We start from the raw sequence: 12,714 nt of genomic DNA, 5'->3' as shown, positions 1-12,714 counted from the left end.
TCAAGTTCGTTTTCGTACATTTATAGTATCGGCAAACGCCATTGCCAGACCCACGGCCAATCCGGCGATATGAGCGCCATTCGCCATCGACATGCCGAATAGATCAAACCAGCCGGCAACAATCCAGATCAAAGCAAAGATAATCAAACCACGCTGCAGGAAAATACCGCTTTGCGGATCGCGCTCGCCGCGCAACCACACGTAGCCCATCAGCGCATATACCACGCCAGACAGTCCACCAAACCACGGGCCGCTAAATTTCTGCTGAACATAGCCGCTCAACAGGGCGCTGATCACGGTAATTACAATCAGTTTTCCACTGCCCAGACGCTTTTCAACCGCACCGCCGAGATACCACCACCACAACAGGTTGAACAGAATATGCATCAGCGAGAAGTGCATAAAAGCGTGGGTGAAATAACGCCAGAATTCAAATTTCAGCGAAGGATCAAACGGCCATGCCAACCAGAGCATCACCGCCTGGTCGCCCAGCACGTTCATCGCAATAAACACCAGCACACACGCGGCCATCACCAACCAGGTTACCGGACCTGCGCGTTCGCGCAATGTGGCCAGGAACGGATAACGTTGGTAGTGCAGACCGCTGTCGGTCTGACCCGACTGCCAGCTTGCCGCGAGGTAGCGCGGATCGCCCGGATTCTCCAGAAATCGCGCCAGTTCAGCATGCACGCGCTCGGCCTGGGACTCATCCGCCAGCCAGACATCCGTTTGCTGATGTTGTTGAATCGTCAGGATAACGCCTTGTGTCGCCATATAATCAACAAATGCCTGCGCCACGCGGGGGTTAGCAAAAGAGGTAATCATCAACATGGTTGCTGTCGCTTCATCCACACAAAAGAGGACAGTATATATACCCTTCTTACTTCGAGCTGCATCTTTGTTGGCTTTCCTCGCTCACTCCGGTCACGTACTGTTCGTACGCTCCCGGAGATTCGCTGCGTCGCCGTCGCGATGCAACTCGAATTAATTTGGGTATAGCCTTACGAACCGTATGCCACTTCTGCCGGAAAATGTCGATGCCAGGCGTCGAAGCCGCCGTCAACGCTGTAAACCGCGTCATAGCCCTGCTGAAGAAGATATTGCGCCGCGCCTTTACTGCTGTTGCCGTGATAACACATCACCAACACGGCGGTGTCGAAATCATGCTCGCGCATAAATGACCCCAGCGTGTCGTTCGTCAGATGAAACGCCTGCGGGGCATGACCCATGGCATAGCTTTGCGGATCACGGATATCCACTAACACCGCGCTACCCTGATGCAGCTTCTGATGCGCTTCTTCGACATTAATACATTCAAACTGATCCATTGCTCTCTCTTCTTTATATGGCAGGTGACGCTTTTCGGACATGTTACTGCTTAGTGTACGTCCCGACGGCAGTTAAACGCCATAATGTTATATGTATCACTGTAAATTGTTTATCCGATGTTACCAATGGCGCGATTCTTTGCTATTATGCTCGATAACGAACATTAATGAGCTATAACGAAAGTGCGAGAGGCCAGCATGGAAACCAAAGATCTGATTGTGATAGGTGGAGGCATCAACGGTGCCGGTATCGCGGCAGATGCCGCTGGACGCGGTTTATCCGTGCTGATGCTGGAAGCGCAGGATTTAGCCTGCGCCACCTCTTCCGCTAGCTCCAAACTCATCCACGGTGGCCTGCGCTACCTGGAACACTACGAATTTCGTCTGGTAAGCGAAGCGCTGGCCGAACGTGAAGTGCTGTTGAAAATGGCACCGCATATCGCCTTCCCGATGCGCTTTCGTCTGCCCCACCGCCCGCACCTGCGTCCGGCGTGGATGATCCGCATTGGTTTGTTTATGTACGATCATCTGGGCAAACGCACCAGTTTGCCAGGTTCTACCGGTTTGCGTTTTGGCGCAGATTCCGTAATGAAACCTGAGATTGTGCGCGGTTTCGAATATTCTGACTGCTGGGTAGACGATGCGCGACTGGTTTTGGCAAACGCCCAAATGGTCGTACGCAAAGGCGGAGAAGTATTAACCCGCACTCGCGCCACTTCTGCTCGCCGTGAAAACGGTCTGTGGATTGTTGAAGCTGAAGATATCGATACCGGCAAAAAATACACCTGGCAGGCGCGTGGCCTGGTCAACGCCACCGGTCCGTGGGTGAAAGAGTTCTTCGACGACGGTATGCACCTGCCATCGCCGTACGGCATTCGCCTGATTAAAGGCAGCCACATCGTAGTGCCGCGCGTACATACCCAGAAGCAAGCTTATATTCTGCAGAACGAAGATAAGCGTATCGTGTTTGTTATCCCATGGATGGACGAATTCTCGATCATCGGGACGACAGACGTTGAATACAAAGGCGATCCGAAAGCAGTGAAAATTGATGAAAGCGAAATCAATTACCTGCTGAAGGTCTACAACGCGCACTTTAAGAAACAACTGGGTCGTGATGATATCGTCTGGACTTACTCGGGCGTGCGTCCGCTGTGCGATGACGAGTCTGACTCACCGCAGGCGATCACCCGTGATTACACGCTGGATATCCACGACGAAAACGGCAAAGCGCCGCTGCTGTCGGTCTTTGGCGGTAAGCTGACCACCTATCGTAAGCTGGCTGAGCACGCGATGGAAAAACTGGCATCGTACTATCAGGGAATTGGTCCGGCGTGGACGAAAGAGTGCATTCTGCCTGGCGGCGACATTGGCGGCGATCGCGAAGATTACGCAGCCAAACTGCGCCGTCGATACCCGTTCCTGACCGAGTCGCTGGCACGCCATTATTCTCGCACCTACGGCAGCAACACCGAATGGGTCATCGGCGAAGCCACCTCGCTTGCCGAGTTAGGTGAAGACTTTGGCCATGAGTTTTATGAGGCCGAGCTGAAATATCTGGTCGATCACGAATGGGTTCGTCGCGCGGAAGATGCGCTGTGGCGTCGCACGAAAGAAGGTATGTGGCTGAACGCTGAGCAGCAGTCACGCATGACCCAGTGGCTGGCGGAGTATATCGAGAAACACCAGCTGTCGCTGGCGTCGTAAGCAAGTACACGAACGTAGGCCGGGCAAGCGAAGCGCCCCCGGCAACGAGCGCCCTGTAGGCCCGGTAAGCGTCATCGCTATCGGGCCTTTTGCCGGATGGCGGCTAGCGCCTTATCCGGCCTACAGGTAGTCCTATCCCTTATTACAACCGCACCGAATCAATATGCCAGATGTTTTCGGCGTACTCTTTGATCGTCCTGTCCGACGAGAAGTACCCCATGTTGGCGATATTAATCATCGACTTGGTGGTCCACTCTTCCGGGTGACGATACAGTTCATCAACCTTATCCTGGCAATCAACGTAGCTGCGATAATCCGCCAGAACCTGATAGTGGTCGCCAAAGTTAATCAGCGAATCCACCAGGTCACGATAGCGTCCCGGCTCCTCAGGGCTGAACACCCCGCTGCCAATCTGCGTCAGCACCTGGTGCAGCTCTTCGTCTTTCTCATAATACTCACGCGGCTTGTAGCCCTGGCTGCGTAAAGCCTCGACCTCTTCCGCCGTATTACCAAAGATAAAGATATTTTCTGCGCCCACATGCTCCAGCATCTCAACGTTGGCACCGTCCAGCGTCCCGATGGTCAGCGCGCCGTTAAGAGCAAATTTCATATTACTGGTACCGGAGGCTTCGGTCCCGGCCAGAGAAATCTGCTCAGACAGATCGGCAGCAGGAATAATCACCTGCGCCAGGCTGACGCTGTAGTTGGGGATAAACACCACTTTCAGCTTGTCGCCAATTTGCGGATCGTTGTTGATCACTTTCGCGACGTCGTTGATCAGGTGAATGATGTGTTTCGCCATGTAATAAGCAGAAGCCGCTTTACCTGCGAAGATATTCACACGCGGTACCCACTCAGCGTCAGGATCGGCCTTAATGCGGTTGTAGCGGGTAATCACATGCAGCACGTTCATCAACTGACGTTTGTATTCGTGAATACGCTTTATCTGCACATCAAACAGCGATTTCGGGTTCACCACCACGTTCAGCTGCTGGGCAATAAGCGTGGCCAGACGCTTTTTATTCTCCAGCTTCGCGCGGCGCACCGCCTGATTTACCAGCGGGTAATCGCAGTGCTGCTCAAGCTCACTGAGCTGGCTGAGATCGGTTCGCCAGGTGCGTCCAATGTTCTCATCCAGCACTTCAGAGAGCGACGGGTTGGCCAGCGCCAGCCAGCGACGCGGCGTCACGCCATTGGTGACGTTGCAAAAACGAGTCGGGAAAATCTTCGCAAAATCAGCAAACAGTGACTGCACCATCAGGTTGGAGTGCAGCTCGGAAACGCCGTTAACCTTGTGGCTCACCACCACCGCCAGCCATGCCATACGCACACGACGGCCGTTAGATTCATCGATAATCGACGTCCGCCCCAGCAGAGCGGTATCGTTCGGATACTGTTCCTGTAACGTTTTCAGGAAGTAGTCGTTGATTTCAAAGATGATTTGCAGATGGCGCGGCAAAATTTTGCCCAGCATATCGACAGGCCAGGTCTCCAGCGCTTCGCTCATCAAAGTGTGGTTGGTATACGAGAAGACCTGGCAGCAGACCTCAAACGCATCGTCCCAGCTGAACTTATGCTCATCGATCAGCAAACGCATTAGCTCTGGGATCGACAGCACCGGATGGGTGTCGTTGAGGTGAATGGCAATTTTATCCGCCAGGTTGTCGTAGGTTTTGTGCAACTGGTAATGACGGCTCAGAATGTCCTGCACCGTGGAGGAGACCAGGAAATACTCCTGGCGCAGCCGCAGTTCACGTCCTGAATAGGTGGAGTCGTCCGGGTACAGTACGCGGGAGACGTTCTCGGAGTGGTTTTTATCTTCCACCGCCGCAAAGTAGTCGCCCTGGTTAAATTTACCGAGATTAATCTCGCTACTGGCCTGGGCATTCCACAGACGCAGCGTGTTGGTGGCGTCGGTGTCGTAGCCGGGGATAATCTGGTCGTAGGCGACCGCGAGGATCTCTTCGGTTTCTATCCAGCGCGTTTTCTTACCTTCCTGCTGAATACGCCCGCCAAAACGCACTTTGTAGCGCGTGTTGTGGCGTTTGAATTCCCACGGGTTACCGTATTCCAGCCAGTAGTCCGGCGACTCTTTCTGGCGGCCATCAACAATGTTCTGCTTGAACATGCCGTAGTCATAACGAATACCGTAGCCGCGTCCCGGCAATCCCAGCGTTGCCAGAGAGTCCAGAAAGCAGGCCGCCAGGCGCCCGAGACCGCCATTGCCAAGACCCGGGTCGTTTTCTTCGTCGATCAGATCTTCAAGATCCAACCCCATTCCTTCCAGCGCATTTTTGACATCGTCATAAATGCCCAGCGATAACAGTGCATTGGAAAGCGTGCGGCCAATCAGAAACTCCATAGACAGGTAATAGACCTGACGAGTTTCCTGAGATAATTGCGCACGGTTAGAACGCAGCCAGCGCTCCACGAGACGGTCGCGCACCGCGAACAACGTGGCGTTCAGCCACTCATGTTTATTGGCAATGACCGGGTCCTTACCAATCGTGAACATCAGCTTATAGGCAATAGAATGCTTAAGTGCCTCTACGCTGAGTGTGGGCGATGCATAAGTAAATGGAGCATTCATATAGGTGATTCCTGGATATCTATTTCAAGCGATAGTAAAGCTCACGGTATGACTTCGCCGCGACTTGCCAGCTAAAATCCATGGTCATGGCCTGACGTTGTACAAACCGCCAAAGCGAAGGCCGGGACCACAATACGAAAGCACGCCGGATCGCGCGTAACAGCGACCAGGCATTACTATCTTCAAATACAAACCCACTGGCGATACCGTCCGCCAGGTTTTCCAGCGAACTGTCAGCGACTGTATCAGCCAGCCCACCGGTGCGCCGCACCAGCGGCAGCGTGCCGTACTTCAGTCCATACAACTGCGTTAAGCCACACGGCTCAAAACGGCTGGGAACCAATATCACATCGGCCCCACCCATGATGCGGTGCGAGAAGGCTTCGTGATAGCCGATCTGCACACCCACCTGTCCTGGATGTTCCGCCGCTGCGGCGAGGAATCCTTCCTGTAATACCGGATCGCCCGCGCCTAGCAATGCCAGCTGTCCACCCTGCTCTAACAACCCCGGCAGCGCTTCCAGCACCAGATCCAGCCCTTTTTGACTGGTCAGACGGCTCACCACAGCAAACAGCGGTACTTTATCGTTGACCTTAAGTCCCATCGCTATCTGAAGCTGACGTTTGTTTTCTGCCTTCTCCTCCAGCGTGTCGCGCGTATATCGCGATGCCAGCAGGAGATCGGTTTCCGGGCTCCAGATTTTTTCATCAACGCCGTTCAGCACGCCGGAAAGGCGCCCTTCGCGATGACGTTGCTGCAACAGACCTTCCATGCCGTAGGCAAACTGCGGCTCGGTAATTTCCCGCGCGTAGGTCGGACTGACCGCCGTAATGTGGTCGGCGTAGTACAACCCTGCCTTCAGAAACGAAATCTGCCCGTTAAACTCCAGTCCGTGCACATTAAAGAACGACCATGGCAATTGGATGTCATCCATATGCTTTGCATAAAACATGCCTTGATACGCCAGGTTGTGGACGGTGAACACCGATTTCGCCGGATGGCCGCGCGCCGCCAGATACGCCGGAGCCAGACCCGCATGCCAGTCGTGCGCATGCACCACATCCGGGCGCCAGAATGGGTCAAGGCCACAGGCCATTTCACAGCCAACCCAGCCCAGCAATGCAAAACGCTGCACGTTATCGGTATAAGCAAACAGGTTAGTGTCGTGATACGGGCTACCGGGGCGGTCATAGAGATGCGGCGCGTCAATCAGGTAAATACCCACGCCGTTGAAATGCCCGAACAGCAGCGTGATACGTCCGGCGAAGGTATCCCGACGCGTCACTACCTGCGCATCGGGAATGCCGCGACGAATATCAGGAAACGCCGGGAGCAGCACGCGGGCATCCACGCCGTCCGCTATTTGCGCTGCGGGTAACGCCCCAATAACATCCGCCAGTCCCCCGGTTTTTAACAGGGGGAACATCTCTGAACAAACGTGTAAAACCTGCATTATCGCTCCTGTTTGATCTGCAGTTTGCGTAGCATTTCACGCGTGACCAGCACAATACCTTCCTCTGAACGGTAGAAACGACGCGCATCTTCTTCCGCGTTTTCACCAATCACCATGCCTTCGGGAATAACGCAGGCGCGGTCGATAATGCAACGACGTAAGCGGCACGAACGTCCCACCCACACTTCAGGTAACAACACTGCCGAATCAATGTTACAGAATGAATTCACCCGCACTCGCGGGAACAGAACGGACTGCACCACCACCGAACCTGAAATTATGCATCCGCCAGAAACCAGCGAGTTCAGCGTCATTCCGTGGCTGCCGGAACGGTCCTGAACAAATTTCGCCGGTGGCAGCGATTCCATGTGCGTACGGATTGGCCAGTCCTGGTCGTACATGTCCAGTTCAGGCGTCACCGAAGCCAGATCGAGGTTCGCCTTCCAGTAGGCCTCCAGCGTACCCACGTCACGCCAGTACGGCTCGGATTCCGGGTCAGACTGCACGCAGGACAACGGGAATGGATGCGCATACGCCATGCCAGCTTCGGTGATTTTCGGGATAATGTCTTTACCGAAATCGTGACTGGAGTTTTCATCAAGGTCATCTTCTGCCAGCAATTCATACAGATAATCGGCGTTGAAAACGTAGATCCCCATACTGGCAAGAGATTTGGTCGGGTCGCCAGGCATCGCTGGCGGGTTGGCGGGTTTTTCAACGAACTCGATAATTTTATCGGTGTCGTCCACGTCCATCACGCCAAACGCGCTGGCCTCTTCAATAGGCACTGGCATACAGGCCACGGTGCAACGCGCGCCTTTCTCGACGTGGTCGATCAGCATGCGTGAGTAGTCCTGCTTGTAGATATGATCGCCCGCGAGGATCACCACATATTCCGCTTTATAGCGTCGAATGATGTCCAGGTTTTGGGTCACCGCATCCGCCGTGCCGCGATACCAGTTTTCACCCTGCATTCTCTGCTGGGCAGGTAGCAGATCGACGAACTCGTTCATCTCTTCGCTAAAGAACGACCAGCCGCGCTGAATATGCTGCACCAGCGTGTGGGACTGGTACTGAGTGATCACGCCAATACGGCGGATCCCGGAGTTAATACAGTTGGATAAGGCAAAATCGATAATGCGGAACTTACCGCCAAAGTGCACAGCAGGTTTGGCACGTTTGTTGGTTAAATCTTTTAAGCGGGTACCGCGGCCACCGGCCAGGATCAGGGCAACAGATTTTAATGGCAGCTGGCGCGCCAACATTACACGATCGTTCTTCTCTAAACTCACCATGACTAACTCCTTTTTTATCTTCTCTGGAACACACACAGTCCGTGCGCAGGTCCCTGCCAGACAGCCGTAAGCACCGGATTATCCTCTCCGGCAAATGGGGGAACGGCGCACCATCCCCCTTCAGGTAAAACGATATCTGTCACCTCAAGCGTGGCATTTATTGCAATCAGAAAACGGTCTGAAAGCAGGATTTGCATCTGCCTCGGGCCGTTTTGCCACTCATCCGCACTTAAGGGTTGTGCGTACTTATTCAGCCAACGAACATTGCCATCGCCCTCTTCCCACCAGCGATCACCCGTTAATGCAGGAATTTGCTGACGAAGATGGATCAGGGCTGCGGTAAATGTGGTTAGTCCGCTGTTTGCCTGCTGCCAGTCCAGCCAGGTTAGGACGTTATCCTGGCAGTAAGCGTTATTGTTGCCGTGCTGGCTATGACCATGCTCATCGCCCGCCAGCAACATCGGCGTCCCCTGGGAGAGCAACAGCGTGGTTAACAGCGCATGAATGCTGTCGCGCCGCCGCTCAATCAGGTCCAGCGTGCCGCCTAATCCTTCTTTACCATGATTGTCGCTGTAGTTATTGCTAGTGCCGTCGCGATTTTCCTCACCATTCGCTTCATTGTGCTTATTTGTGAAGCACACACAGTCGCGTAGCGTAAAACCGTCGTGCGCAGTCACCAGATTGACCGTCGCGCTGGGTTTGCGACCATTGCGTTTAAACACGTCGCTTGATGCGGCAAAACGCCCGGCAAACTCACCCAACGAGAGATTACGCTGGAGCCAGAAGCGTCGGGTCGCATCGCGGAAATGGTCATTCCACTCGGCAAACGGCGGAGGGAAATTCCCCACCTGATAGCCGCCTTCACCAATATCCCACGGTTCCGCAATCAGCTTAACGCGTGAGAGCTGCGGACAGTTTTGGATCGCGGTAAACAGCGGCGCATCCTGACGAAACGCAGGTGTACGCCCCATGACGGAAGCCAAATCAAAACGAAAACCATCCACATGGCAGGTTTCAACCCAGTAGCGCAGGCATTCACATGCGTATTCCACAACGCCGGGATGGCTCAGATTGAGGGTGTTCCCACAACCGGTCCAGTTGTAGTAATCACCATCGTCCCTGATCCAATAATAGCTACGGTTATCAATTCCGCGCAGCGAGAAGACGGGGCCTTCGAGATCCAGCTCGGCGCTGTGGTTCAAAACGATATCGAGAATGACCTCAATCCCCGCTTTGTGCAGCGCTTTTACCGCGTCGCGAAACTCATCAAGCGCACTCTCCGGCGAACAGGCATAGGCCGGATGCAGCGCGAACATCGCTACCGGGTTGTAGCCCCAATAGTTCGACAGCCCCAGCCGTTGAAGCCGTGGTTCGCTGGCAAAATGCGCCACCGGCAGCAGCTCCAGCGCGGTAATGCCGAGGCGCTTGAAGTAATCGATCATCACTGGATGGCCCAGCGCTTTGTAGGTTCCGCGAATCTCTTCCGGCAGCTCAGGATGCAAATACGTCAACCCTTTGACATGCGCTTCGTAAATCACGGTATTGCCCCACGGCGTGCGCGGCGGGGCATCATCCTCCCAGTCATAATGATCGGACACCACCACGCCCTTCAGCGCGATGGTGGCATTATCATGATGATCCGGTTCATTTAGCCCACCGTGCAGCAGCGGGTTATCTTTTAACTCGCCATCCACCCGACGGGCGCAAGGGTCAAGCAGCAGCTTGGCCGGATTAAACCGGTGGCCCTGCTGCGGTTGCCATGGGCCATGAACACGATAGCCATAGCGCAGACCGGGCCGGGCGTTGGCCAGATAGCCATGCCAGACATCACCGCTACGCCCCGGCAGGTCATAGCGAAGTTCGCACCCTTGCTCATCGAATACGCATAATTCAACGCGTTCAGCGTGGGCCGAGAAGAGTGTGAAATTGACACCATGGCCGTCATACGTTGCACCATGGGGGGTGGCGTTGCCGGTTGCCAGTTGCGTCATTACCCCTCCCGGACCAGCCAAATCGTTGCCAACGGCGGTAACGTGAGGCTCAGTGAGTGCTGACGACCATGGCTGGCGATTTCATCGCTGTGCACCGCACCGCCGTTACCGGTATTGCTGCCGTGGTAATGCATCGAGTCGGTATTGAGGATCTCACGCCATTTGCCTGGCTGATTGATACCGAAGCGATAGCCGTGGCGGGGCACAGGCGTAAAGTTACTGACCACGATGATTTCATTGCCGACCTTGTCACGACGCACGAAAGCCAGCACCGAACGTTCATTGTCATCTACCACCAGCCACTCAAAGCCATAGGCGTCAAAGTCGAGCTCGTGCAGCGCTTTGTGATGACGGTAGGTGTGGTTCAGATCGCGCACCAGACGCTGTACGCCGTGGTGCCAGTTATCGCCACCTTCCAGCAGGTGCCAGTCGAGGCTGGCGTCATGGTTCCATTCACGTCCCTGCGCAAACTCGTTGCCCATAAACAGCAGTTTTTTGCCCGGGAAGGCCCACATCCAGCCGTAGTAGGCGCGCAGGTTGGCAAACTTCTGCCATGCGTCTCCCGGCATGCGATCGAGAATGGATTTTTTACCGTGTACCACTTCATCATGCGACAGCGGCAGGACAAAGTTTTCGGTGTAGTTGTACAGCATGCCGAAGGTCAGCTTGTCGTGATGGTACTGACGATGAATCGGGTCCAGCTTCATGTAGTCCAGCGTGTCGTGCATCCAGCCGAGGTTCCACTTATACCAGAACCCTAAACCGCCCATATCCTGTGGTCTTGAAACGCCGGCAAAGTCGGTGGACTCTTCCGCCATGCTCACCGCGCCCGGAACTTGCTCGCCAAGAATGCGGTTGGTATTGCGCAAAAACTCAATGGCTTCAAGGTTTTCACGACCACCAAATTCGTTTGGGATCCATTCCCCTTCTTTGCGGCTGTAGTCGCGATAAATCATCGACGCCACGGCATCCACGCGCAACGCGTCGATCCCAAAACGTTCAATCCAGTACAGAGCATTACCCACCAGGTAGTTGCTGACTTCACGGCGACCGTAGTTGTAGATCAGCGTGTTCCAGTCCTGGTGATACCCTTCGCGCGGGTCGCTGTGCTCATAAAGGTTAGTGCCATCAAACTCTGCCAGACCAAAGTCGTCCGATGGGAAATGGCCCGGCACCCAGTCGAGAATGACGTTCAGCCCCGCCTGATGCGCGGCATTCACGAAATAGCGGAAATCATCGCGAGTCCCGAAGCGACGGGTCGGCGCATACATGCCGGTGGGTTGGTAACCCCAGCTACCGTCGAACGGATGCTCGTTAATCGGCAACAGTTCGAGGTGGGTAAAGCCCATCCACTTGGCGTAAGGCACTAACTGATCCGCCAGCTCGCGGTAGCTCAGCCAGAAGTTGTTATCGGTATGACGACGCCATGAACCCAGATGTACTTCATAGATAGAGATCGGCGCATCAAACTGATTGGCTTTTTTACGCTCCTCGCTTTGCACCACTTTTTCCGGCAGACCGCAAATAAGTGACGCGGTTTCCGGGCGCATTTGCGCTTCAAACGCGTAAGGGTCGGCTTTAATCCGCAGCTTACCGTTGGCATCGATCATCTCGTATTTATACAGCTGACCATGCTGCGCACCGGGGATAAACAACTCCCAGATACCGCTTTCTTTACGCAGGCGCATCGGGTGGCGACGGCCATCCCAATAGTTGAACTGACCAACCACCGAAACACGCTGGGCGTTGGGTGCCCAGACGGAGAAACGCGTACCGGTGACGCCATCCATGGTATCCGCATGCGCACCCAGCGTTTCGTAAGGTCGCAGATGCGTACCTTCAGATAACAGCCATGCATCCATATCCTGGATCAGCGGACCAAAACGATAAGGGTCATCAATCAGATTCTGCTGTCCATGCCAGACAACGGCCAGCTGATAGCGAAAGAAATTTTTACGGCGGGGAAGTACTGCACAGAAAAAACCGCGAGAGTCGAGGCAATCCAGCTTGCCGACTTTGCGTCCGGTTTTGGGTTCGATCACCCACACTTCGGTGGCGTCAGGTAATAGGGCGCGGACTTCGAGTCCAGCATCAGTTTGGTGCATACCGAGTACGGAAAAAGGATCCGCAAAATGGCCTGCAATTAGCGCATTAATCACGTCTCTATCGATACGAACGGACATGGTTGTCATCCTGTTTTATGGTGTCACCCCTTCCAACTGATTTTCGACATCAGGTAGTGACACTTTTTTTGACCTGAACGGCGCAGCACAATTGTGCATCCTCTCTGCGTCGTCCCACCTTCAGGCAACAACTTAATACCTCCGGTACTAAGTCACCCTTAAAGAAT

Annotated in this window: 8 protein-coding genes; 1 reads left to right on the top strand and 7 read right to left on the bottom strand. The window is 54.4% G+C overall.

The genetic code is table 11. The features are described from left to right. Together glpG and glpE are read right to left on the bottom strand one after the other, a co-directional pair. Nucleotides 1–831 (bottom strand): rhomboid family intramembrane serine protease GlpG, encoded by an 831-nt coding sequence (gene glpG / locus OGY06_RS17270; RefSeq protein WP_003827632.1) that lies wholly within the window; start codon nt 829–831, stop codon nt 1–3. Nucleotides 832–1,001: 170 nt separating this feature from the next. Next, complete coding sequence (gene glpE / locus OGY06_RS17265; RefSeq protein WP_003827629.1) at nt 1,002–1,328, bottom strand: thiosulfate sulfurtransferase GlpE; 327 nt, start codon at nt 1,326–1,328, stop codon at nt 1,002–1,004. Between the two features lie 198 nt (nt 1,329–1,526). Between glpE and glpD the strand changes: the two genes are divergently transcribed. Further along, nucleotides 1,527–3,035 carry a glycerol-3-phosphate dehydrogenase gene (gene glpD, locus OGY06_RS17260; RefSeq protein ID WP_003827626.1) on the top strand — a complete coding sequence of 503 codons (1,509 nt, stop codon included), beginning with the start codon at nt 1,527–1,529 and terminating at the stop codon, nt 3,033–3,035. Between the two features lie 142 nt (nt 3,036–3,177). On the opposite strand, the gene glgP is transcribed toward glpD, so the two are convergent. From glgP to glgB, 5 genes are read right to left on the bottom strand one after another with little or no spacing between them, the layout of a single operon-like run. Further along, complete coding sequence (gene glgP, locus OGY06_RS17255) at nt 3,178–5,625, bottom strand: glycogen phosphorylase (RefSeq protein WP_003827624.1); 2,448 nt, start codon at nt 5,623–5,625, stop codon at nt 3,178–3,180. A 19-nt stretch (nt 5,626–5,644) separates the two neighbouring features. Then, entirely contained in the window at nt 5,645–7,078 is a 1,434-nt protein-coding gene (gene glgA / locus OGY06_RS17250; protein WP_191222068.1) for a glycogen synthase GlgA, read from the bottom strand. Then, nucleotides 7,078–8,373: a glucose-1-phosphate adenylyltransferase gene (glgC, locus tag OGY06_RS17245; protein WP_003827621.1), complete on the bottom strand. Its 1,296-nt coding sequence runs from the start codon at nt 8,371–8,373 to the stop codon at nt 7,078–7,080. Before glgC ends, glgA begins: the two co-directional genes overlap by 1 nt. A gap of 14 nt (nt 8,374–8,387) precedes the next feature. Further along, nucleotides 8,388–10,364, bottom strand: a complete 1,977-nt coding sequence (gene glgX / locus OGY06_RS17240; RefSeq protein ID WP_126956389.1) for a glycogen debranching protein GlgX — start codon at nt 10,362–10,364, stop codon at nt 8,388–8,390. Further along, on the bottom strand, nt 10,364–12,547 hold the full coding sequence (gene glgB / locus OGY06_RS17235; protein WP_003827616.1) for a 1,4-alpha-glucan branching enzyme: 2,184 nt from the start codon (nt 12,545–12,547) through the stop codon (nt 10,364–10,366). The genes glgX and glgB overlap by 1 nt, the downstream gene beginning before the upstream one ends. Between the last annotated feature and the right edge of the window lie 167 nt (nt 12,548–12,714).

Origin of the sequence: Citrobacter sp. Cpo147, assembly GCF_030332405.1 — a bacterium.
GTDB lineage: Bacteria > Pseudomonadota > Gammaproteobacteria > Enterobacterales > Enterobacteriaceae > Citrobacter > Citrobacter portucalensis.
The sequence above is the reverse complement of the archived record's forward strand: the minus strand, read 5'-3'. Positions and strand labels throughout refer to the sequence as shown.